We start from the raw sequence: 22,615 nt of genomic DNA on the forward strand, positions 1-22,615 counted from the left end.
ATCATGTTATAATGAAACGATAGAATTCTTAGAAAGAGTGGATGTTTTTTTGATAACTCCTACTTATGAATGGCAGTTTGCCCCGCAGGTAGAAGATGCGGATTTTACAAAGATAGCCAAGAAGGCTGGACTGGGTCCTGAGGTAGCTCGGTTATTATTTGAAAGAGGGATTCAGGATGAAGAAAGTCTAAAGAAGTTTTTAGAACCTTCTTTAGAGGATTTACATGACCCCTATCTGCTCCATGATATGGACAAGGCAGTGGAACGGATTCGTCAGGCCATTGAAGAAGGGGAGAATATCCTCGTTTACGGTGACTATGATGCGGATGGTATGACTTCAGCGTCGATTGTTAAGGAAAGTTTGGAACAGCTTGGCGCTGAATGCCGTGTTTATTTGCCAAATCGTTTTACCGATGGCTATGGTCCCAATGCCAGTGTCTATAAATACTTTATCGAGCAAGAGGGAATTTCCTTGATTGTGACAGTGGACAATGGGGTTGCAGGTCACGAAGCCATTGAATTGGCCCAATCTATGGGAGTGGATGTCATTGTGACTGACCACCATTCCATGCCAGAAACCCTTCCTGATGCCTATGCGATTGTTCACCCTGAGCATCCAGATGCGGACTATCCTTTCAAATATCTAGCTGGATGTGGAGTGGCTTTCAAGCTGGCTTGTGCTCTTTTAGAAGAAGTGCAAGTAGAATTGCTTGATTTGGTCGCTATCGGTACCATTGCGGATATGGTGAGTTTGACGGATGAAAACCGTATTTTGGTTCAATATGGTCTGGAAATGTTGGGACATACTCAGCGCATCGGTCTACAAGAAATGCTGGATATGGCTGGGATTGCTGCCAATGAAGTGACAGAAGAAACAGTTGGTTTTCAGATTGCTCCTCGTTTAAATGCCTTGGGGCGATTGGATGATCCCAATCCAGCCATTGATTTGTTAACTGGATTTGACGACGAGGAAGCTCATGAGATTGCCCTCATGATTCATCAGAAAAACGAAGAGCGCAAGGAAATCGTTCAGTCCATCTATGAAGAAGCTAAGACCATGGTGGATCCTGAGAAGAAGGTCCAGGTTTTGGCCAAGGAAGGCTGGAATCCTGGCGTTCTGGGTATCGTAGCTGGGCGCTTGCTAGAGGAATTGGGGCAGACAGTCATCGTTCTTAATATAGAAGATGGTCGTGCCAAGGGCAGTGCACGCAGTGTGGAAGCGGTCGATATTTTTGAAGCTCTGGATCCCCATCGAGATCTCTTCACCGCATTCGGTGGCCATGCTGGTGCAGCAGGAATGACGCTGGAAGTGGAGAAACTTTCAGATTTATCTCAGGTCTTGGAAGACTATATCCGTGAAAAAGGCGCAGATGCTGGTGGTAAGAACAAGTTAAACCTAGATGAAGAGCTGGATTTGGAGACTTTGAGTCTTGAAACGGTCAAGAATTTTGAACGCTTGGCGCCTTTTGGAATGGACAATCAGAAACCTGTCTTTTATATCAAGGATTTTCAGGTCGAAAGTGCTAGAACCATGGGAGCAGGCAATACCCACCTCAAACTAAAAATTTCCAAGGGTGAGGCGAGTTTTGAAGTGGTAGCCTTCGGACAAGGTAGATGGGCGACAGAGTTTGCTCAAACAAAAAAACTAGAATTGGCAGTCACCTTGTCTGTCAATCAATGGAATGGCCAAACTGCCCTTCAGTTGATGATGGTGGATGCGCGTGTGGAGGGTGTTCAACTCTTTAACATCCGTGGGAAGAACGCAGCCTTGCCGGAGGGAGTTCCAGTCTTGGATTTCTCTGGAGAGGTGCCAAAATTGGTGAATAGTGAGGCAGTTGTTGTAAAAAACATTCCTGAGGATATTACCTTGCTGAAGACCATTTTTCAAGAACAGAATTTCTCAGCTGTCTATTTCAAAAATGATATTGAGAAAGCCTATTATCTGACAGGTTATGGGACTAGAGAACAGTTTGCTAAATTGTACAAGACCATCTACCAGTTCCCAGAGTTTGATATTCGCTACAAGCTCAAAGATTTAGCGACTTATCTCAATATCCAACAAATCTTGCTGATCAAGATGATTCAAGTATTTGAGGAGCTGGACTTTGTGACGATCAAAGACGGTGTCATGACAGTCAATAAGGAAGCGCCAAAGCGAGAGATAGGAGAAAGTCGGATTTACCAAAATCTCAAACAAACCGTCAAAGATCAAGAAATGATGGCGCTGGGTACGGTGCAAGAAATGTATGATTTTTTGATGGAAGAAAACTAGAAGATAGGAAAGAGTTGGGCAACCAGCTCTTTTTTGGAAACAAATCTTCATTTTGAAAATCATCAAAAAAATGGTATAATGGTAGGAAAAGATTCGGCTGAAAGTTTTAGAACTTTTAGAATAAGAGGGTAAACCTACCCTATAATCAAGATGAATTAAGTTTCGGAGGGAAAATGAGTAATATTAGTTTAACAACACTAGGTGGTGTACGAGAAAATGGGAAAAATATGTACATCGCTGAAATCGATGGTTCTATTTTTGTTTTGGATGCTGGGCTTAAATACCCTGAAAATGAACAACTAGGTGTTGATGTCGTCATTCCCAATATGGACTACCTTTTTGAAAATAGCGACCGTATTGCAGGGGTCTTTTTGACCCACGGGCATGCGGATGCCATTGGAGCTCTGCCTTACCTTTTGGCAGAAGCGAAGGTGCCTGTGTTTGGCTCTGAGTTGACCATTGAGTTGGCAAAACTCTTTGTCAAAGGAAATGATACGGTTAAGAAATTCAATGACTTCCATGTGATTGATGAGGATACAGAAATTGACTTTGGAGGAACTGTAGTTTCCTTCTTCCGTACAACTCACTCCATCCCGGAAAGTTTGGGAGTTGTCTTGAAAACTCCAAAAGGTAGTATTGTTTACACAGGTGACTTCAAGTTTGACCAGACGGCTAGTAAATCCTATGCGACGGATTTTGCCCGTTTGGCAGAAATCGGTCGTGAGGGTGTCTTGGCGCTCCTCAGTGATTCTGCGAATGCAGACAGCAATATCCAGGTAGCGAGCGAGAGTGAAGTTGGAGAGGAAATTACCCAGACCATTGCAGACTGGGAAGGTCGTATCATCGTTGCAGCTGTTGCCAGCAACCTCTCTCGTATCCAGCAGGTCTTTGATGCTGCAGCGGACACAGGTCGTCGAGTTGTTTTGACTGGATTTGATGTTGAAAATATTGTCCGAACAGCGATTCGTCTCAAAAAATTGTCTTTGGCCAATGAAAGTCTGTTAATCAAACCAAAAGAAATGTCTCGTTTTGAAGACCGTGAGTTGATTATCCTTGAGACTGGTCGTATGGGTGAGCCTATCAATGGACTTCGTAAGATGTCCATCGGCCGCCACCGCTATGTGGAAATCAAAGATGGGGACTTGGTTTATATCGTAACGACTCCATCTATTGCCAAAGAAGCCGTCATGGCGCGTGTTGAAAATATGATCTACCAAGCTGGTGGTGTGGTGAAACTCATTACCCAAAGTTTGCGAGTATCTGGACACGGGAATGCGCGTGATCTGCAGTTGATGATCAATCTCTTGCAACCTAAGTATCTCTTCCCTATCCAAGGGGAATACCGTGAGTTGGATGCACATGCCAAGGCTGCCATGGCTGTTGGGATGTTGCCAGAGCGTATTTTTATCCCTAAAAAAGGAACAACCATGTCCTACGAACACGGGGAATTTGTCCCTGCTGGAGGAGTTTCTGCAGGTGATGTCTTGATTGATGGAAATGCTATCGGAGATGTTGGAAATGTTGTCCTTCGTGACCGTAAAGTCTTGTCAGAGGACGGGATTTTCATCGTTGCCATTACTGTAAATAGACGTGAGAAAAAAATCATCGCCAAGGCGCGAGTTCACACGCGCGGATTTGTCTATCTCAAGAAGAGTCGTGATATTCTCCGTGAAAGTTCAGAATTGATCAACCAAATCGTGGAAGACTATCTCCAAGGTGAAGATTTTGACTGGGCCGATCTCAAAGGGAAGGTCCGTGATGGCTTGGCCAAGTACCTCTTTGACCAAACCAAACGTCGTCCAGCAATCTTGCCAGTCGTGATGGAAGCAAAATAATAAGCAGAATACCTACAGAAAAAGTCGAAATTCGGCTTTTTCTTATAGAATAGTAAAAGGAGAAAACCATGGCAGTTATGAAAATTGAGTATTACTCAGAAGTTTTGGATATGGAGTGGGGCGTTACCGTACTCTATCCGGATGCCAGTCGGGTGACTGAACCAGAGTGCACAGATATTCCTGTCCTTTATCTTTTGCACGGAATGTCAGGAAATCAAAATAGCTGGCTCAAGCGTACCAATGTAGAACGCTTGTTGCGAGGGACCAATCTCATTGTTATCATGCCCAATACTAGCAATGGATGGTACACAGATACCCAGTATGGTTTCAACTACTTTACTGCTCTAGCAGAAGAGTTGCCTCAGGTTATGAAACGTTTCTTCCCCAATATGACCAGCAAGCGAGAAAAGACCTTCATAGCAGGTCTCTCCATGGGTGGCTATGGTTCCTTCAAACTCGCTCTATCGACAAATCGTTTTTCTCATGCGGCTAGTTTTTCTGGTGCGCTCAGTTTTCAAGAATTTTCTCCTGAAAGTCAGGATCTGGGATCGCTTGCCTACTGGCGAGGAGTTTTTGGAGAGATTAAAGACTGGTCAGCTAGTCCTCATTCTCTTGAAAGCATGTCTGCAAAATCCGATAAAAAGACCAAACTATGGGCTTGGTGTGGTGAGCAAGACTATCTCTACTCTGCCAATAATCTCGCAGTGAAAAATCTCAAAAATCTTGGTTTTGAGGTGACCTATAGTCATAGTCCAGGTAAGCACGAGTGGTACTACTGGGAAAAACAATTGGAGCGTTTTTTGGCTACTCTACCAATTAACTTTGTTTTGGAAGAACGCTTATCTTAGTTTTAGGTTTCTTTCAGTTTTATTGAGTAAAATAGAGAATCTATCTTGATTATGGGAGACCATCGATTTCAAGATAGATTCTTATTTTTATGAAAGGTGGGGCGTCATGTTCTGGATTATTCGATTATTCTTCCGATTTCTGTTGGGAATTTGGCGTTTCTTCTGGCGTCTGGTTTGGACTGTGGTCATTCTACTGCTCATTGCCTTTGGAGTGCTTTGGTATCTGTCTGGTGATTTTCATTCTGCGGTCAATCAGGTTGAAAAAATGAGCAAGATTGGTCAAGGTGGCTGGAATCAATGGAAGGAGACGGGAACGCTGGAAGTCTTGTCTCAGACAGACAGTCACCAACATGCAGAAGGCAAGTGGGCTCAGGCCTCAGCTCGCATCTATATTGAGCCTCAAATGAATGAGACCTTCCAAAGTGCCTATGCAGAAGCTATAAAAAACTGGAATCAAACGGGATCCTTTACCTTTGAGGTAGTTGCGTATCCTAGTCAGGCAGATATTGTGGCAAGTGAGATGAATGATGGATCGACCGCTGTAGCTGGGCAAGCCGAGAGTCAAACCAATCTATTGACCAATCAATTTATATCTGTAACAGTTCGCCTAAATCATTATTATCTATCCAATCCAAGTTATGGTTATTCTTATGAACGGATCGTGCACACGGCAGAGCACGAGCTGGGGCATGCTATCGGATTGGATCATACCAACGAAACCTCTGTCATGCAACCGGCAGGTTCCTACTATGGAATTCAGCCCCAGGATGTGAAGGCTGTTCAAAAACTCTATACCAGTAGTGACTAGATGAAGTCAGTGCAATCCGAAATGAAATCAAAGCTCCTCCATCAAGTGATTGGTGGGGCTTTTTGTTCGTCCTGTTACAGCCTTTTTGCTATAATGGAACTATGAATAACTTGATCAAATCAAAACTGGAGCTTTTGCCGACCAGTCCCGGTTGTTACATTCACAAGGATAAAAACGGGACCATTATTTATGTAGGAAAGGCTAAAAATCTACGCAATCGCGTGCGTTCCTATTTCCGTGGAAGTCATGATACCAAGACGGAGGCTCTGGTATCTGAAATTGTGGATTTTGAATTTATCGTTACTGAGTCCAATATTGAGGCACTCCTGCTGGAAATCAACCTCATCAAGGAAAACAAGCCCAAGTACAATATCATGCTCAAGGATGATAAGTCTTATCCTTTTATCAAAATTACCAATGAGCGCTATCCACGCTTGATTATTACCCGTCAGGTTAAAAAGGACGGTGGTCTTTATTTTGGCCCTTATCCAGATGTGGGGGCAGCTAATGAAATCAAACGACTACTGGATCGGATTTTCCCTTTTCGTAAGTGTACCAATCCACCGTCTAAGGTTTGTTTTTACTATCATATCGGCCAATGTATGGCCCACACCATATGTAAGAAGGATGAGGCCTATTTCAAGTCCATGGCTCAGGAGGTTTCTGATTTCCTAAAAGGACAGGATGACAAAATCATCAATGACCTCAAGGGTAAAATGGCAAAGGCAGCTCAAAGTATGGAGTTTGAACGTGCGGCGGAATACCGTGACCTGATTCAGGCCATTGGGACTCTTCGGACCAAGCAACGGGTTATGGCCAAGGATCTCCAAAACCGTGATGTATTTGGCTACTATGTCGACAAGGGTTGGATGTGTGTTCAGGTTTTCTTTGTCCGTCAAGGAAAACTCATCGAGCGGGATGTCAATCTCTTCCCCTACTACAATGATCCGGACGAGGACTTTTTGACCTATGTGGGACAATTTTATCAAGAAAAATCTCACCTGGTTCCCAATGAAGTGCTGATTCCGCAGGATATTGATGAAGAAGCTGTTAAGGCCTTGGTGGATACCAAGATTGTCAAACCCCAGCGTGGAGAGAAAAAACAGCTAGTCAATCTAGCCATCAAAAATGCCCGTGTTAGTCTGGAGCAGGAGTTCAATCTGCTAGAAAAATCTGTCGAAAAGACCCAAGGAGCTATTGAAAATTTAGGACGACTCCTACAAATTCCGACTCCAGTTCGCATCGAGTCCTTCGATAACTCTAATATCATGGGAACCAGTCCTGTTTCAGCCATGGTGGTCTTTGTCAATGGGAAACCGAGTAAAAAAGACTACCGTAAGTACAAGATAAAAACGGTTGTCGGTCCAGACGACTATGCCAGTATGAGAGAAGTCATTCGCAGACGCTATGGTCGAGTCCAGCGTGACGGTTTGACTCCTCCAGATTTGATTGTCATAGATGGGGGACAAGGTCAGGTCAATATCGCTAAGCAAGTCATTCAAGAGGAGCTGGGCTTGGATATCCCAATTGCAGGCCTGCAAAAGAATGACAAGCACCAAACCCATGAATTACTCTTTGGAGATCCGCTGGAGGTTGTGGAGTTGTCTCGCAATTCTCAGGAATTTTTCCTCCTCCAACGCATCCAAGATGAGGTTCACCGCTTTGCTATCACTTTCCACCGTCAACTGCGCTCCAAAAATTCTTTTTCATCCCAATTGGATGGGATTGACGGTCTAGGACCTAAACGCAAGCAGAATCTCATGAAGCATTTCAAGTCTTTGACTAAAATCAAGGAAGCCAGTGTGGATGAGATTGTCGAAGTTGGAGTGCCAAGAGTAGTCGCAGAAGCTGTTCAAAGAAAGTTGAATCCGCAGGAAGAAGTGGAGTTGGCTCAAGTAGCGGAACCATTAAAAGAATTAGAATAAGTATCTAGATAGAAAGTAGAAGAAATGAATAAGATTGAGATTGACAGAGATATACTCCTTTTTTTACGATTTGCTTACTTTGGGAATTCAAAAGATTTATTTTTAGCTGCAACTACTCGAGCCTATCTTGATTTTAATCGAACCTTGCGATTTCATGGCTTGCCAGATGAACAGCGCTTGGAGATGAGAAATCAGACTTCAAAGTGTATCAAAGAAGCGATTTTAAATCTCTTGGAACGGGACGAGTTGTGTCAAACTGATTTTGATAGTTGGCATCATAGGACTTGTGATAGTGTTATAGACTACTATCACTCAAATGGGATTCGATTCACTTATGGTCATGCTCAAAAGTGGATTAATATGACTTTCAAGTATCTGTATATGCTTGAGGTTGTACCCCTAGACTCCGTTTTTCCTTTTTTACACGTACCGATAGATAACATCGTGTTAGAGAGGGCTAATAAAAAGTTGTGTATCCCAAGACCTTCTCAAGCGTGGAGTAGCTGGGAAGATTACGCCTTCTATCTTCAATATCAAGAACATTTGAGGCAAAGAATAGGCAAGGAAGATCCTCTTCGTTGGGAGTTTCACAATTGGCTAGATGAAATAGAAAAAGGAGATCACAATGAATCATAAAATCGCAATCTTATCAGATATTCATGGCAATGCGACAGCCTTAGAAGCAGTAATTGCAGATGCTAAAACTCAAGGAGCCAGTGAATATTGGCTTATGGGAGACATTTTCCTCCCTGGTCCAGGTGCAAATGACTTGGTCGCTCTGTTAAAGGAACTTCCTATTACAGCAAGTGTTCGAGGAAATTGGGATGATTGTGTACTTGAGGCTTTAGATGGGCAATATGGCTTAGAAGATCCACAGGAAGTTCAGCTCTTGCGTATGACCCAGTATTTGATGGAGCGAATGGATCCTGAAACGATTGTCTGGCTACGAAGCTTACCTTTGCTAGAAAAGAAAGATGTTGACGGACTGCACTTTTCTCTTTCTCATAATTTGCCTGATAAGAACTATGGAGGAGACTTGCTGGTTGACAATGATACAGAGAAATTTGACCAACTCCTAGATGAGGAAACGGACGTGGCTGTCTATGGTCATGTTCACAAGCAGTTGCTTCGTTATGGTAGTCAAGGGCAACAAATTATCAACCCTGGTTCGATTGGCATGCCCTATTTTGACTGGAAGGCGTTAAAAAATCACCGTGCCCAGTATGCTGTAATTGAAGTTGAAGATGGGGAATTGGTCAATATCCAATTCCGCAAAGTCGCTTATGACTATGAAACGGAGTTAGAATTGGCCAAGTCCAAGGGGCTTCCCTTTATCGAAATGTATGAAGAACTACGCAGAGAAGATAACTATCGGGGGTACAATTTGGAACTTTTGGCTAGTTTAATCGAAAAGCATGGGTATGTAGAGGATGTAAAGGAGTATTTTGATTCTCTGCAAAGTTAGAAATAAAATGGACGCCCTTAATTTGAAGTGAGGTTGGTAGTCGAATTGTTTAGAAAAGAGTCAGACAATAAGGAAGAAAAGATGGCTTAGCTAAAGTTTGACATTGAAATTATTTTGTTATACAATGAACTTAATTCTTAATAAAAAGGAGAACATTATGAAGAAAATTATTACAGCCAGTATGGCTCTTTTATCTGTTGTTGTTTTAGCAGCATGTTCAGGGAAAACAACGTCTGATTCTTCGACTAAGACTTCAAGCTCTGTAGAACAAACTTCTTCTTCAGAGACTTCATCAACAACGTCTAGTTCAAAGACAGAAAATAATGAGGTTGTTTTAATCACTGATGAAGAAATTGACAATGCTAAAACTGTTGGAGATGTGAAGAAAGTCTTTGGCAAATTAGTCGACAATTATAAAAAGCATGCAGTTGAAATTGGGGAGAAAATTCCAGAGAGTGGAAAAGAAGCATATAACGCCCAAGTTGAACCAGCGCTTAAGTCTATGGAGACTGTAAGAGAGTCATTTAACGAAAGCCTTTCAAGTATTGGTTCTGATGATACAGTAGTGCCAGAACAAACTCGTACCCTATTTGTTCAACAGTTGAAAACTGGACGTGACACAATGAAGAAAGCGCTGGAAGCGGCTTATAAAGCAATTGCTCCATACACATCTGGTCAATAATATAAGAAAGTAGGTGTTCGATCACCTGCTTTTTGATTGCTTCAAATCTAAAGTGATACCTACTTAAATAGCTCCAAATTAATAGCAGAGAGTTTGAAAGAAGTACTAACTCTATGAAAAATCCCTGCAAGCTCTTTCAAAATATGGTAGAATGGAAGCAGTAGAATTAGAAAAGGAAATCGATTATGAAATTTCTTGAATTAAATAAAAAACGTCATGCGACCAAGCATTTCACTGATAAGCCGGTGGATCCCAAAGATGTGCGTACGGCTATCGAAATCGCAACCTTGGCCCCAAGTGCCCACAACAGCCAACCTTGGAAATTTGTGGTCGTTCGTGAGAAAAATGCTGAATTGGCAAAATTGGCTTATGGTTCGAACTTTGAGCAGGTATCATCAGCGCCTGTAACCATTGCCCTATTTACAGATACAGACCTAGCCAAACGCGCTCGCAAGATTGCCCGCGTTGGCGGTGCTAATAATTTTTCTGAAGAGCAACTTCAATACTTTATGAAAAATTTGCCTGCCGAGTTTGCACGTTACAGTGAGCAACAGGTCAGCGACTACCTAGCCCTCAATGCAGGTTTGGTTGCTATGAACTTGGTTCTCGCTCTGACAGACCAAGGAATCGGTTCTAATATTATTCTTGGATTTGACAAATCAAAAGCCAACGAAGTTTTGGACATCGAAGACCGTTTCCGTCCAGAACTCTTGATTACAGTGGGGTACACAGACGAGAAATTAGAACCAAGCTATCGCTTGCCAGTGGATGAAATAATTGAAAAAAGATAGGAAGAAGAACAAATGACAGCAATTGATTTTACAGCAGAAGTAGAAAAACGCAAAGAAGACCTCTTGGCTGACTTGTTTAGCCTTTTGGAAATCAACTCTGAACGTGATGACAGCAAGGCAGATGCGCAGCATCCATTTGGACCTGGTCCGGTAAAAGCCTTGAAAAAATTCCTTGAAATCGCAGACCGTGATGGCTATCCAACTAAAAATGTCGATAACTACGCAGGACATTTTGAGTTTGGTGAAGGAGAAGAAGTTCTCGGAATCTTTGCTCACATGGATGTGGTGCCAGCTGGTAGCGGTTGGGACACAGACCCATATACACCAACTATCAAAGACGGTCGCCTTTATGCGCGTGGAGCTTCAGACGACAAGGGTCCTACAACAGCTTGTTACTATGGTTTGAAAATCATCAAAGAATTGGGCCTTCCAACTTCTAAGAAAGTTCGCTTCATTGTCGGAACAGACGAAGAATCAGGCTGGGCAGACATGGACTACTACTTTGAACATGTAGGACTAGCAAAACCAGACTTCGGTTTCTCTCCAGACGCTGAATTCCCTATCATCAACGGTGAAAAAGGAAACATCACAGAATATCTTCACTTTGTGGGTGAAAATACTGGTGCTGCCCGTCTTCACAGTTTTACAGGTGGTTTACGTGAAAACATGGTACCTGAATCAGCAACAGCAGTCGTTTCAGGAGATTTGGCTGACTTGCAAGGAAAACTAGATGCCTTTGTTGCAGAGCACAAACTCAGAGGAGAAATTCAAGAAGAAAACGGTCAGTACAAGGTGACGATCATTGGTAAATCAGCCCACGGTGCTATGCCTGCTTCAGGTGTCAATGGTGCAACTTATCTTGCTCTCTTCCTCAGCCAATTTGACTTTGCGGGACCTGCTAAAGACTACCTCGACATCGCTGGTAAGATTCTTTTGAACGACCATGAGGGTGAAAATCTTAAGGTTGCTCATGTGGATGAAAAGATGGGTGCCCTTTCTATGAATGCCGGTGTCTTCCGCTTTGACGAAGCAAGTGCTGACAATACTATTGCCCTCAACTTCCGTTATCCAAAAGGAACAAGTCCAGAGCAAATCAAATCAGTTCTTGAAAACTTGCCAGTTGCTTCTGTTAGTCTTTCTGAACACGGACACACGCCTCACTATGTACCGATGGAAGATCCACTTGTGCAAACCTTGTTGAATGTCTATGAAAAACAAACGGGACTTCAAGGTCATGAGCAAGTCATCGGTGGTGGAACATTTGGACGTTTGTTAGAGCGTGGTGTAGCCTACGGTGCCATGTTCCCAGACTCAATTGACACCATGCACCAAGCCAATGAATTTATCGCCTTGGACGATCTCTTCCGAGCAGCAGCAATCTATGCTGAAGCTATCTATGAATTAATCAAATAAAACGATAGAAGTCTGAGATTTTATGCTTGGACTTCTTTTTGGAGGGAAACTAGATGTCTCAAATCGAAAAGATCAAACAAGCCATTATGGCAGATTCGCAAAATAAAAGCTATACAGAGCAGGGGATAGAGCCTCTCTTTGCAGCGCCAAAGACAGCACGTATCAATATCGTCGGTCAAGCGCCTGGTCTAAAGACTCAGGAGGCAGGTCTTTATTGGAAAGATAAAAGTGGTGACCGCTTGCGAGACTGGCTCGGTGTTGACGAAGATACTTTTTACAATTCAGGTTATTTCGCAGTTATTCCCATGGACTTTTATTTCCCAGGACATGGAAAATCAGGCGATTTACCGCCTCGAGCTGGTTTTGCAGAAAAATGGCATCCCCAACTCCTCAAGGAATGTCCCAATATTGAATTGACCCTTTTGATTGGACAATATGCTCAGGCCTACTATCTTCATGAGAAAGTTAGTGGCAAGGTAGCAGAGCGGGTAAAACACTACAAAGACTATTTGCCAGAATATTTTCCTCTAGTTCACCCTTCTCCTCGTAATCAAATCTGGATGGCTAAGAATCCTTGGTTTGAGTCAGAAGTGGTGCCAGATTTGAAAGCGTTGGTACAAAAGATTATTCATCAATAAAGGAGAAAAACTATGGATGCTTATCAACAAGTAGCTAATAAGTTGCAAGAGTTGGGAATTACCTTTGATGTGGTGGAGCACCCACCTGTATTTACGACAGAGCAGGCAGATAGCTATATTGAAGGAATGGAAGGAGTCCGGACTAAGTCCATGTTTTTGACCAATAGAAAGAAAACCCAGTACTATCTGCTCATCATGGGTGACAAGAAACGATTGGATATGGATGACTTTAAAGTTCAAGTGGGAGCCGATCGGATTCGAATGGCCTCATTGGACTCCTTGGCTGAGAAAATGACCCTATCAGCAGGAACTGTATCACCTTTTGGTTTGTTAAATAATGAAGAAAAAGATATTCTAGTTTATTTTGATAAGGACATTGTATCGGAGGATATCATGACTTTCCATCCCAATACTAATGAAAAGACCATCTTTATCAAAAGCAAAGACTTGTTCCGATTTTTAGAGTCGATTGGATTTACCTATAAGTTTTTAACTTTGCGTTAAAGGCATCAAAAAGAAGAAATGATGAAAGAAATTGTTTTTGACAAATTCTACCAGCTTTACCAGAAAGGGTCCCTTTCAGTCATAGACGTGAGAGAAGTAGAAGAGTTTGAGATGCTTCATTTAGAAGGTGTTCAGAATCTTCCGCTTAGTCAATTGGCTGATACTTATGTTCAGTTGGACAAGGACCAGTTGCATTATGTCATTTGTAAATCTGGGATGAGATCAGCTTGTGCTTGCCAGTTCTTAGAGGAGCATGGATGCAAGGTTATCAATGTCCAAGGTGGCATGATGGCCTTTGAAAATCTTTAAAATTTTACATTTTTCTTACTTGGTGTGGACTAGGTAGGAGAAATTTATTTTTAGATAATTCTTATTTTTAAAAATATTGAAAACATTCAATGATTAATTTTGGATACTTTTTTCAGAGTCTTAATCATGGTATACTAGGTCAGTATTTTAGAAATATGAAGGAGATTTTTATGGCTAAAAAAGGTGCCCTAACAGGCTTGCTCCTGTTTGGAATATTTTTTGGTGCGGGAAACTTGATTTTTCCACCTTCTCTAGGTGCCCTATCTGGAGAACAGTTTCTTCCTGCCATCGCAGGTTTTGTCTTTTCAGGTGTCGGTATTGCCGTCTTGACACTTATTATTGGAACTCTAAACCCGAAAGGATACATTCACGAGATTTCTAAGAAAATCTCACCTTGGTTTGCGACGCTTTATCTTGCAGTCCTCTATCTATCGATTGGCCCATTCTTTGCCATTCCACGTACAGCCACAACAGCTTACGAGGTCGGTATCAGTCCCCTCTTGTCTGAAGCAAATAAAGGCCTAGGATTGATTATCTTTACCGTGCTTTACTTTGTAGCAGCCTATCTAATTTCACTCAATCCTTCAAAGATTTTGGATCGAATCGGACGTATTTTAACGCCAGTCTTTGCTTTGTTGATCGTTATCCTAGTTGTACTTGGTGCATTTAAATACGGTGGAACAAGTCCTCAAACTGCGTCAGCTGCTTATCAAGCTTCTGCCTTTGGTACAGGATTCCTAGAAGGTTATAATACCTTGGATGCCCTTGCCTCAGTGGCCTTCAGTGTCATCGCTGTTCAAACCTTGAAACAACTTGGATTTTCAAGTAAGAAAGAATACATCTCAACTATTTGGGTGGTTGGTATTGTTGTAGCTCTTGCTTTCAGCGCTCTCTACATCGGTTTAGGATTCCTTGGAAATCATTTCCCAGTACCAGCAGAAGCGATGAAGGGTGGAACACCAGGTGTTTATATCTTGTCACAAGCAACTCAGGAAATCTTTGGTTCAACAGCTCAACTCTTCCTTGCTGTTATGGTAACTGTAACCTGCTTCACAACGACGGTTGGCTTGATTGTGTCGACAGCAGAGTTCTTTAACGGACGTTTCCCACAAATCAGCTACAAGGTCTATGCAACTGCATTTACCTTGATTGGATTTGCTATTGCAAATCTTGGTCTTGATGCAATCATTAAGTATTCAGTGCCAGTACTGGTAATCTTGTACCCAATCACCATCGCCATTGTGATGATCGTGATTGTTAATAAGTTTGTCGCCCTATCAAAACCAGGTATGCAGTTAACAATAGGAGTAGTTACAGCAATCGCTCTTGCAAGCGTCCTTGGCAGTTCCTTTAAGATTGAGTTTCTAGCAAATCTCGTCAATGCTCTTCCGTTTGCAGCTGCCTCTCTACCATGGTTGGTGCCAGCTATTATTGGAATTTTGCTTTCCTTGGTTTTACCAAACAAGCAAGAAAGCGATGTTTTTGAAATGGAATAAAAAATAGAAATCACTTTTGTAAGTCAACTCTACAGGAGTGATTTTTCTTTTTTCCTCTCTACTGAAATGTGCTATAATAGGTAGCAAAAGAGGTGAAGAAATGAATCAAACTGTAAACTATATCAAAGAACTTACTGCTATTGCATCTCCGACAGGATTTACTCGTGAGATCTCAGATTATCTAGTCCATACTTTAGAGAAACTTGGCTACCAGCCAGTTCGTACAGCCAAAGGTGGTGTCAATGTGACCATTAAAGGTCAAAATGATGACCAACAGCGCTATGTGACTGCCCACGTGGATACGCTGGGTGCTATTGTCCGTGCTGTCAAACCAGATGGCCGTCTCAAATTGGATCGTATCGGTGGTTTTCCTTGGAACATGATTGAGGGAGAAAACTGTACGGTTCATGTGGCTAGCACAGGTAAAATGGTATCTGGAACCATCCTCATCCACCAGACTTCTTGCCATGTATACAAAGATGCTGGAACTGCTGAGCGCACACAGGACAATATGGAAGTGCGTTTGGACGAAAAAGTGACCAATGAAAAAGAAACCCACGCCTTGGGCATCGAGGTTGGCGACTTTATCAGTTTTGACCCGCGAACTGTCGTGACAGATACTGGTTTTATCAAGTCACGTCACTTGGATGACAAGGTCAGCGCAGCGATTTTGCTCAATCTTCTTCGTGTTTATAAGGAAGAGGGAATTGAGTTGCCAGTAACAACTCATTTTGCTTTTTCAGTCTTTGAAGAGGTAGGCCACGGTGCAAACTCCAATATTCCAGCTCAGGTAGTAGAATACCTAGCTGTAGATATGGGAGCTATGGGCGATGATCAGCAGACAGATGAGTATACAGTGTCTATCTGTGTCAAGGACGCTTCAGGTCCCTATCACTATGACTTCCGTCAACACTTAGTAGCTTTGGCGAAAGAGCAAGATATTCCATTTAAGCTCGATATTTATCCATTTTATGGATCGGACGCTTCAGCAGCTATGTCAGCAGGTGCAGAGGTCAAACATGCCCTCCTTGGCGCGGGAATCGAGTCCAGTCACTCTTATGAGCGCACCCACCTTGATTCAGTAGTAGCGACTGAGCGTATGGTCGATGCCTATCTCAAAAGCGAGGCGGTATCCTAGAATGTGCTTGATTTGTCAGAGAATTGAACGAATCAAAGTTGGGGAAAATCCCTACTTTGTCAAAGAACTAGAAACAGGCTATGTGGTCATTGGAGACCATCAATATTTTAAGGGCTATACCTTGTTTTTATCAAAAGAGCATGTCACAGAACTCCACCATATGGAGACTTCTGTAAAGCTTCGTTTTCTAGAGGAAATGAGTTTGGTCCAGGAAGCTGTCGCCGAAGCGTTTAAAGCTGAAAAGATGAACATTGAACTTCTAGGAAATGGAGATGCCCATGCTCACTGGCACCTCTTTCCAAGACGGTCGGGTGATATGAAGGGTCATGGACTCAATGGCCGTGGCCCAGTCTGGTGGGTGCCGTGGGAAGAAATGGCGGCAGAAGAATGCCAAGTACAATCGCCAGAGCTGGAAGAGATGATTAAAACCTTATCTGATGAATTGGAGAAGCATTTGACCTAAGAGAGGAAGAAAGAAATGAAAAAAAGATATGTCATTTTATCTAGTTTGCTAGCAGTAACCCTTGTAGCTTGTTCTCAGGAAAAAACCAAAAATGAAGACAGTTCTCAAAAGACGGAGCAAAGTAGTCAACCTGAAGGAACTGTAGGCAGTAAATCCCCAGCTTCTAGTCAGAAAAAAGCAGAAGTTGCGAATAAGGGAGACCACTATAGTATCCAAGGGAAATATGATGAAATCGTTATAGCTAATAAGCACTATCCTCTGTCAAAAGACTATAATCCAGGAGAAAATCCAACAGCCAAGGCAGAGTTGGTCAAACTCATCGCAGCAATGCAAGCAGCTGGCTACCCAATCAGCGATCATTACAGTGGTTTTAGAAGTTATGACACTCAAACCAAACTTTATCAAGACTATGTGAATCAAGATGGTAAGGAAGCTGCTGATCGCTACTCAGCTCGCCCAGGTTATAGTGAACACCAAACAGGTCTTGCATTTGACCTTATTGGGACAGATGGAGATTTAGTTACTGAAGAAAAGGCGGCCCAGTGGCTCTTGGATCATGCGGCTGACTATGGCTTTGTTGTTCGCTATCTCAAAGGCAAGGAAAAAGAGACTGGCTACATGGCAGAAGAATGGCATCTCCGCTACGTTGGAAAAGAAGCCAAAGAAATTGCTGCAAGTGGTCTCAGTTTGGAAGAGTACTATGGCTTTGAAGGCGGAGATTACGTCGATTAAAAAAGTAATTTTTCTCTTGCATTTTTAGATAAATAGTGTATAATAGAAAGGTATGTGTAAAGCATACTTGTGGGAGGTAAAAATCTTTAATTACCGCCAAAACCACAAAGGAGGATTTAAAAATGGCTAAAAAAGTCGAAAAACTTGTAAAATTGCAAATCCCTGCTGGTAAAGCTACACCAGCTCCACCAGTTGGACCTGCTCTTGGTCAAGCTGGTATCAACATCATGGGATTCACAAAAGAGTTCAACGCTCGTACAGCTGACCAAGCTGGGATGATCATTCCAGTTGTTATCTCAGTATACGAAGACAAATCATTTACTTTCGTTACAAAAACACCACCAGCTGCTGTTCTTTTGAAAAAAGCTGCAGGTGTTGAAAAAGGATCAGGTACACCTAACAAAACTAAAGTTGCTACAGTTACTCGTGCACAAGTACAAGAAATTGCAGAAACTAAGATGCCAGATTTGAACGCAGCAAACATTGAGTCTGCAATGCGTATGATCGAAGGTACTGCTCGTTCTATGGGATTCACTGTTGTTGACTAATCAATAACACCCCCAATATAACCCGCAAGACTTCATCATTTCGAGAAGTGACGTGGGAGATGAAAATCGATTGAACCACTTACAAGGAGAATAGAAAATGGCTAAAAAAAGCAAACAACTTCGTGCTGCTCTTGAGAAAATCGACAGCACAAAAGCATACAGTGTAGAAGAAGCTGTAGCACTTGCAAAAGAAACTAACTTTGCAAAATTTGACGCAACTGTAGAAGTTGCTTACAACTTGAACATCGACGTAAAAAAAGCTGACCAACAAATCCGTGGCGCAATGGTATTGCCAAACGGTACTGGTAAAACTTCACGCGTTCTTGTTTTCGCACGTGGTGCAAAAGCTGAAGAAGCAAAAGCTGCTGGTGCAGACTTCGTTGGTGAAGATGACCTTGTTGCAAAAATCAACGACGGTTGGTTGGACTTCGACGTAGTTATCGCTACACCTGACATGATGGCTCTTGTTGGACGTCTTGGACGTGTCCTTGGACCACGTAACTTGATGCCAAACCCTAAAACTGGTACTGTAACAATGGATGTTGCTAAAGCAGTTGAAGAGTCTAAAGGTGGTAAGATTACTTACCGTGCTGACCGTGCAGGTAACGTTCAAGCAATTATCGGTAAAGTATCATTTGAAGCTGAAAAATTGGTTGAAAACTTTAAAGCTTTCAACGAAACAATCCAAAAAGCAAAACCAGCTACAGCTAAAGGAACTTACGTAACAAACTTGACAATCACAACTACTCAAGGTGTTGGTATCAAGGTTGACGTGAACTCACTTTAATCAACTAAAATCTCTGGCTTCGGTCAGAGTTTTTTTATTCAAATCTATCAACAAAGGATTGGAGGAAATAAAATTGTTGAGAGAAGCTGTACAGGAGGATTTATTTGAGTTATTAAATCTCTACCTGTCCTTACATGAGAAAGATATCCCAGAAGATAGTCTTCATTTGCAGCAAGTATGGAGTGAGATGATTTCTGACCAGCGCCATCATGTTATCGTGAAAGAGGTGGAAGGAAGAATAGTCTCCTCCTGTATTTGTGTCATTATTCCCAATTTGACAAGAGGTGTGAGACCCTATGCTTTGATAGAAAATGTGGTGACTCGAGAAGAAGATAGAGGGAAAGGGTATGCAAGCGCTTGTCTTGAATATGCTAAACAAATAGCTAAAGAGGGAAATTGTTATAAGATGATGCTCCTGACAGGTTCTAAAAATGCCAGTACTCAGAATTTTTATAAGGGAGCTGGTTATAATAGTGAAGATAAAACAGCCTATATTCAGTGGTTGGATTAAAACTTGAATCTTAAATCAGCAAGACGAAATCTTGGATTAGCAAATAAAAATCTTCTATTTCTTCTTTCACAGAAAATATGGTATAATAGAGAGTAAAAAACTTTGAAAGAAAGAAAAAGATGAATTTAAAAGATTATATCGCAACGATTGAAAATTATCCTAAGGAAGGCATCACCTTCCGTGATATCAGCCCTTTGATGGCAGATGGTAATGCTTATAGTTATGCTGTTCGTGAAATCGTTCAGTATGCAACAGACAAGAAGATCGACATGATTGTGGGACCAGAAGCTCGTGGATTTATTGTCGGCTGTCCCGTTGCCTTTGAGTTGGGGATTGGATTTGCTCCCGTTCGTAAACCAGGGAAATTGCCACGTGAAGTCATTTCTGCTGACTATGAAAAAGAGTACGGTATTGATACCTTGACCATGCATGCTGATGCGATCAAACCAGGCCAACGTGTTCTCATCGTAGATGATCTTTTGGCAACAGGTGGAACTGTCAAGGCAACGATTGAGATGATTGAAAGACTTGGTGGAGTTGTAGCCGGTTGTGCTTTCTTGATTGAGTTGGATGAGCTTAAAGGCCGTGAAAAAATCGGAGATTACGATTACAAGGTACTTATGCATTATTAATGAAAAACAGTCCTTGGGGCTGTTTTCTCTTCATCTGCTATATAAACAAACTATAGCTAGTTAGAGAAAAACTATAATTGAAAACTATATCTTCTTGCAGTATAATAAAAGGACTAAGTGTTTGAGATTTGACTTCAAACACATTCAATTATTTCTAAAAGAGTACAGTTAGGAGAAGGTTATGCCGATTAGAATTGATAAAAAATTGCCAGCTGTTGAGATTTTACGGACAGAGAATATCTTTGTCATGGATGATCAACGTGCGGCCCACCAAGATATCCGTCCCTTGAAAATTTTGATTTTAAACCTAATGCCCAAAAAAGTGGTCACAGAAACGCAACTCTTACGGCATTTGGCTAATACCCCTTTGCAATTAGATATTGATTTCTTATATATGGAAACACACCGTTCCAAGACGACTCGTGCAGAGCATATGGAGACTTTTTATAAAACTTTTCCTGAAGTCAAGGACGAGTATTTTGATGGGATGATTATCACAGGGGCTCCGATTGAGCATTTACCATTTGAGGAAGTGGACTATTGGGAGGAATTCAGTCAGGTGCTTGAGTGGTCCAAGACCCATGTCTATTCGACCCTTCATATCTGCTGGGGTGCCCAAGCAGGTCTTTATGCTCGCTATGGAGTTGATAAACACCAGATGGAGCAGAAATTGTCAGGCATTTACCCGCAGGATACCTTGAAAGAGGGCCATCTTCTCTTTCGTGGTTTTGATGATAGCTATGTAGCTCCCCATTCTCGTCATACAGAGATCTATAAGGAGGAAATTTTAGGAAAAACCAATCTGGAAATCCTCTCTGAGGGAGAACAAGTTGGCGTTTCTATTTTAGCCAGTCGGGATCTTCGTGAAATTTATAGTTTTGGTCATTTAGAATATGACCGTGATACTCTAGCAAAAGAGTATTTTCGTGATTGTGAGGCAGGACTTAATCCTCACATTCCAGAAAATTACTTCAAAAATGATGATGTGAATGAGACACCGTGTCTCTGTTGGTCTTCATCAGCTGCTCTCTTTTTCAGCAATTGGGTAAACTATGCAGTTTATCAAGAAACCCCCTTTGACTGGAGAAAGGTAGAGGATGATGCGGCTGCATTTGGATATTTATAAGAGGAATTATGACATATTTCGACGCTTTTAAATCAGGGAACTTGGTTTTGCCAAGTGCCCTGCTCTTGCATTTTAAGGAACTCTTTCCTTCTAGTGATGATTTTCTCGTCTGGCAATTTTTTTATCTACAAAATACATCTGCTTTGGATGAGCTATCGCCAAGCCAAATTGCAGAAACTATTGGAAAAGAACTTGCAGATGTCAACCAATCCATTTCAAACTTGACTGAAAATGGGCTACTACAATATCGAACGATTGAACTAAATGGGGAAATTGAGCTGATTTTTGATGCTAGTTTGGCTTTTGAACGCTTGGATAGCTTGTTGGACAGTCAGACTCCAGCTGCAACTACCCCAAATCCACAAAATCAATTGAAGGATTTGGTGGAAACCTTCCAGCAGGAATTGGGACGTTTGCTAACGCCGTTTGAAATCGAAGATCTTTCCAAGACTGTCAAAGAAGACGGTATCAAGGCGGATTTGATCAAGGAAGCTCTCCGAGAGGCAGTTCTCAATGGCAAACCAAACTGGAAATATATTCAGGCCATCCTTCGGAATTGGCGCCATGAAGGCATCCAGTCTGTGGCTCAGGTAGAGGCCAAACGAGCAGAGCGAGAAGCTAACAATCCTAAACAAGTGCAAGCTTCGGCTGATTTCCTTGATGCCATGAATTTGTGGCAAGAGTAGCCGATTGAAAAATCTTGTAAATTAGAGTAAGGTTTGCAAGCTCCTTATAAATATGATAAAATAATAGAAAATAAAATGAAAAAAGAGGTATGTGAAATGTCACGTAAACCATTTATCGCTGGTAACTGGAAAATGAACAAAAATCCAGAAGAAGCAAAAGCATTCGTTGAAGCCGTTGCCTCAAAACTTCCTTCATCAGACCTTGTTGAAGCAGGTATCGCAGCTCCAGCTCTTGATTTGACAACTGTTCTTGCTGCTGCTAAAGGTTCAAACCTTAAAGTTGCTGCTCAAAACTGCTACTTTGAAAATGCAGGTGCTTTCACTGGTGAAACAAGCCCACAAGTTTTGAAAGAAATCGGTACTGACTACGTTGTTATCGGTCACTCAGAACGCCGTGACTACTTCCATGAAACTGACGAAGACATCAACAAAAAAGCAAAAGCAATCTTTGCAAACGGTATGCTTCCAATCATCTGTTGTGGTGAGTCACTTGAAACTTACGAAGCTGGTAAAGCTGCTGAATTCGTAGGTGCTCAAGTATCTGCTGCATTGGCTGGATTGACAGCTGAACAAGTTGCTGCATCAGTTATCGCTTATGAGCCAATCTGGGCTATCGGTACTGGTAAATCAGCTTCACAAGACGACGCACAAAAAATGTGTAAAGTTGTTCGTGACGTTGTAGCTGCTGACTTTGGTCAAGAAGTTGCAGACAAAGTTCGTGTTCAATACGGTGGTTCAGTTAAACCTGAGAACGTTGCTTCATACATGGCTTGCCCAGACGTTGACGGTGCCCTTGTTGGTGGTGCGTCACTTGAAGCTGAAAGCTTCTTGGCATTGCTTGACTTTGTAAAATAATCTAGTTTTTTCCAGACAGACAGTCAAAAGTACTAGGCGACTTTGACTGCCTGTTTTGTTTTTACTTGGAGTATTCTTGTGAAAGAGGAATTTTTCCGACTAGGAAAGTTCCTTAGGGAAGGAAAGGCGTGCAGATGTGCGCTCTTTTCTG

24 protein-coding genes are annotated in these 22,615 nt (G+C 42.1%); all 24 read left to right on the top strand.

The window, feature by feature from the left end; translation table 11 throughout:
* Nucleotides 1-49 precede the first annotated feature (49 nt).
* Complete coding sequence (recJ, locus tag FQT28_RS02480) at nt 50-2,272, top strand: single-stranded-DNA-specific exonuclease RecJ (protein ID WP_185760842.1); 2,223 nt, start codon at nt 50-52, stop codon at nt 2,270-2,272.
* Between the two features lie 173 nt (nt 2,273-2,445).
* Nucleotides 2,446-4,107, top strand: coding sequence for a ribonuclease J (locus tag FQT28_RS02485; protein ID WP_143989311.1), 1,662 nt, complete (start codon nt 2,446-2,448; stop codon nt 4,105-4,107).
* Nucleotides 4,108-4,175: 68 nt separating this feature from the next.
* Complete coding sequence (locus FQT28_RS02490; protein WP_143989312.1) at nt 4,176-4,955, top strand: alpha/beta hydrolase; 780 nt, start codon at nt 4,176-4,178, stop codon at nt 4,953-4,955.
* A 106-nt stretch (nt 4,956-5,061) separates the two neighbouring features.
* A complete protein-coding gene (locus FQT28_RS02495) occupies nt 5,062-5,763 on the top strand; it encodes a M57 family metalloprotease (protein WP_143989313.1) in 702 nt (233 codons plus the stop codon).
* Nucleotides 5,764-5,864: 101 nt separating this feature from the next.
* Nucleotides 5,865-7,688 carry an excinuclease ABC subunit UvrC gene (uvrC, locus tag FQT28_RS02500; RefSeq protein WP_143989314.1) on the top strand — a complete coding sequence of 608 codons (1,824 nt, stop codon included), beginning with the start codon at nt 5,865-5,867 and terminating at the stop codon, nt 7,686-7,688.
* Nucleotides 7,689-7,712: 24 nt separating this feature from the next.
* Nucleotides 7,713-8,324: a hypothetical protein gene (locus tag FQT28_RS02505; RefSeq protein ID WP_143989315.1), complete on the top strand. Its 612-nt coding sequence runs from the start codon at nt 7,713-7,715 to the stop codon at nt 8,322-8,324.
* The gene (locus tag FQT28_RS02510) at nt 8,314-9,153 is read left to right on the top strand and encodes a metallophosphoesterase family protein (protein ID WP_143989316.1); all 840 of its coding nucleotides are present in this window, start codon (nt 8,314-8,316) and stop codon (nt 9,151-9,153) included. Before FQT28_RS02505 ends, FQT28_RS02510 begins: the two co-directional genes overlap by 11 nt.
* A 157-nt stretch (nt 9,154-9,310) precedes the next feature.
* Complete coding sequence (locus tag FQT28_RS02515) at nt 9,311-9,835, top strand: hypothetical protein (RefSeq protein WP_000720917.1); 525 nt, start codon at nt 9,311-9,313, stop codon at nt 9,833-9,835.
* Between the two features lie 185 nt (nt 9,836-10,020).
* A complete protein-coding gene (locus FQT28_RS02520) occupies nt 10,021-10,626 on the top strand; it encodes a nitroreductase family protein (protein ID WP_000670170.1) in 606 nt (201 codons plus the stop codon).
* Between the two features lie 12 nt (nt 10,627-10,638).
* Nucleotides 10,639-12,039 (top strand): dipeptidase PepV, encoded by a 1,401-nt coding sequence (gene pepV / locus FQT28_RS02525; RefSeq protein ID WP_143989317.1) that lies wholly within the window; start codon nt 10,639-10,641, stop codon nt 12,037-12,039.
* Between the two features lie 53 nt (nt 12,040-12,092).
* On the top strand, nt 12,093-12,677 hold the full coding sequence (locus FQT28_RS02530) for a uracil-DNA glycosylase family protein (protein ID WP_143989318.1): 585 nt from the start codon (nt 12,093-12,095) through the stop codon (nt 12,675-12,677).
* A 12-nt stretch (nt 12,678-12,689) separates the two neighbouring features.
* Nucleotides 12,690-13,181, top strand: a complete 492-nt coding sequence (locus tag FQT28_RS02535) for a prolyl-tRNA synthetase associated domain-containing protein (protein ID WP_125848347.1) — start codon at nt 12,690-12,692, stop codon at nt 13,179-13,181.
* A gap of 21 nt (nt 13,182-13,202) precedes the next feature.
* Nucleotides 13,203-13,490 (top strand): rhodanese-like domain-containing protein, encoded by a 288-nt coding sequence (locus FQT28_RS02540; RefSeq protein ID WP_143990056.1) that lies wholly within the window; start codon nt 13,203-13,205, stop codon nt 13,488-13,490.
* Between the two features lie 170 nt (nt 13,491-13,660).
* Nucleotides 13,661-14,986: a branched-chain amino acid transport system II carrier protein gene (brnQ, locus tag FQT28_RS02545; RefSeq protein ID WP_185952346.1), complete on the top strand. Its 1,326-nt coding sequence runs from the start codon at nt 13,661-13,663 to the stop codon at nt 14,984-14,986.
* A 100-nt stretch (nt 14,987-15,086) separates the two neighbouring features.
* Entirely contained in the window at nt 15,087-16,124 is a 1,038-nt protein-coding gene (locus FQT28_RS02550; RefSeq protein ID WP_143989320.1) for a M42 family metallopeptidase, read from the top strand.
* 1 nt (nt 16,125) lies between these two features.
* Complete coding sequence (locus FQT28_RS02555; RefSeq protein WP_143989321.1) at nt 16,126-16,587, top strand: HIT family protein; 462 nt, start codon at nt 16,126-16,128, stop codon at nt 16,585-16,587.
* Between the two features lie 15 nt (nt 16,588-16,602).
* Nucleotides 16,603-17,319, top strand: a complete 717-nt coding sequence (ldcB, locus tag FQT28_RS02560) for an LD-carboxypeptidase LdcB/DacB (protein WP_143989322.1) — start codon at nt 16,603-16,605, stop codon at nt 17,317-17,319.
* A gap of 122 nt (nt 17,320-17,441) precedes the next feature.
* A complete protein-coding gene (gene rplK / locus FQT28_RS02565) occupies nt 17,442-17,867 on the top strand; it encodes a 50S ribosomal protein L11 (protein ID WP_001085808.1) in 426 nt (141 codons plus the stop codon).
* A 97-nt stretch (nt 17,868-17,964) separates the two neighbouring features.
* Entirely contained in the window at nt 17,965-18,654 is a 690-nt protein-coding gene (rplA, locus tag FQT28_RS02570; RefSeq protein ID WP_001085675.1) for a 50S ribosomal protein L1, read from the top strand.
* A gap of 73 nt (nt 18,655-18,727) precedes the next feature.
* Entirely contained in the window at nt 18,728-19,165 is a 438-nt protein-coding gene (locus FQT28_RS02575; protein ID WP_084910783.1) for a GNAT family N-acetyltransferase, read from the top strand.
* Between the two features lie 119 nt (nt 19,166-19,284).
* Nucleotides 19,285-19,797, top strand: coding sequence for an adenine phosphoribosyltransferase (locus FQT28_RS02580; protein ID WP_001049316.1), 513 nt, complete (start codon nt 19,285-19,287; stop codon nt 19,795-19,797).
* A 181-nt stretch (nt 19,798-19,978) separates the two neighbouring features.
* A complete protein-coding gene (metA, locus tag FQT28_RS02585; protein ID WP_143989323.1) occupies nt 19,979-20,923 on the top strand; it encodes a homoserine O-acetyltransferase MetA in 945 nt (314 codons plus the stop codon).
* Between the two features lie 8 nt (nt 20,924-20,931).
* Entirely contained in the window at nt 20,932-21,609 is a 678-nt protein-coding gene (locus FQT28_RS02590; RefSeq protein ID WP_143989324.1) for a DnaD domain-containing protein, read from the top strand.
* A gap of 96 nt (nt 21,610-21,705) precedes the next feature.
* Nucleotides 21,706-22,464: a triose-phosphate isomerase gene (tpiA, locus tag FQT28_RS02595; RefSeq protein WP_000087893.1), complete on the top strand. Its 759-nt coding sequence runs from the start codon at nt 21,706-21,708 to the stop codon at nt 22,462-22,464.
* Nucleotides 22,465-22,615: the final 151 nt, after the last annotated feature.

The organism is Streptococcus oralis, from assembly GCF_901543815.1.
GTDB lineage: Bacteria > Bacillota > Bacilli > Lactobacillales > Streptococcaceae > Streptococcus > Streptococcus oralis_CM.

Bases quoted from the DNA above. Each gene is read 5' to 3' on its own strand.
- brnQ (WP_185952346.1), top strand. From the start codon at position 13,661: ATGGCTAAAAAAGGTGCCCTAACAGGCTTGCTCCTGTTTGGAATATTT.
- rplK (WP_001085808.1), top strand. From the start codon at position 17,442: ATGGCTAAAAAAGTCGAAAAACTTGTAAAATTGCAAATCCCTGCTGGT.
- FQT28_RS02520 (WP_000670170.1), top strand. From the start codon at position 10,021: ATGAAATTTCTTGAATTAAATAAAAAACGTCATGCGACCAAGCATTTC.
- FQT28_RS02535 (WP_125848347.1), top strand. From the start codon at position 12,690: ATGGATGCTTATCAACAAGTAGCTAATAAGTTGCAAGAGTTGGGAATT.
- uvrC (WP_143989314.1), top strand. From the start codon at position 5,865: ATGAATAACTTGATCAAATCAAAACTGGAGCTTTTGCCGACCAGTCCC.
- FQT28_RS02530 (WP_143989318.1), top strand. From the start codon at position 12,093: ATGTCTCAAATCGAAAAGATCAAACAAGCCATTATGGCAGATTCGCAA.
- FQT28_RS02550 (WP_143989320.1), top strand. From the start codon at position 15,087: ATGAATCAAACTGTAAACTATATCAAAGAACTTACTGCTATTGCATCT.
- FQT28_RS02540 (WP_143990056.1), top strand. From the start codon at position 13,203: ATGAAAGAAATTGTTTTTGACAAATTCTACCAGCTTTACCAGAAAGGG.
- FQT28_RS02485 (WP_143989311.1), top strand. From the start codon at position 2,446: ATGAGTAATATTAGTTTAACAACACTAGGTGGTGTACGAGAAAATGGG.
- FQT28_RS02510 (WP_143989316.1), top strand. From the start codon at position 8,314: ATGAATCATAAAATCGCAATCTTATCAGATATTCATGGCAATGCGACA.
- pepV (WP_143989317.1), top strand. From the start codon at position 10,639: ATGACAGCAATTGATTTTACAGCAGAAGTAGAAAAACGCAAAGAAGAC.
- FQT28_RS02495 (WP_143989313.1), top strand. From the start codon at position 5,062: ATGTTCTGGATTATTCGATTATTCTTCCGATTTCTGTTGGGAATTTGG.
- rplA (WP_001085675.1), top strand. From the start codon at position 17,965: ATGGCTAAAAAAAGCAAACAACTTCGTGCTGCTCTTGAGAAAATCGAC.
- FQT28_RS02490 (WP_143989312.1), top strand. From the start codon at position 4,176: ATGGCAGTTATGAAAATTGAGTATTACTCAGAAGTTTTGGATATGGAG.
- ldcB (WP_143989322.1), top strand. From the start codon at position 16,603: ATGAAAAAAAGATATGTCATTTTATCTAGTTTGCTAGCAGTAACCCTT.
- FQT28_RS02590 (WP_143989324.1), top strand. From the start codon at position 20,932: ATGACATATTTCGACGCTTTTAAATCAGGGAACTTGGTTTTGCCAAGT.
- tpiA (WP_000087893.1), top strand. From the start codon at position 21,706: ATGTCACGTAAACCATTTATCGCTGGTAACTGGAAAATGAACAAAAAT.
- FQT28_RS02515 (WP_000720917.1), top strand. From the start codon at position 9,311: ATGAAGAAAATTATTACAGCCAGTATGGCTCTTTTATCTGTTGTTGTT.
- metA (WP_143989323.1), top strand. From the start codon at position 19,979: ATGCCGATTAGAATTGATAAAAAATTGCCAGCTGTTGAGATTTTACGG.
- FQT28_RS02555 (WP_143989321.1), top strand. From the start codon at position 16,126: ATGTGCTTGATTTGTCAGAGAATTGAACGAATCAAAGTTGGGGAAAAT.
- FQT28_RS02505 (WP_143989315.1), top strand. From the start codon at position 7,713: ATGAATAAGATTGAGATTGACAGAGATATACTCCTTTTTTTACGATTT.
- FQT28_RS02580 (WP_001049316.1), top strand. From the start codon at position 19,285: ATGAATTTAAAAGATTATATCGCAACGATTGAAAATTATCCTAAGGAA.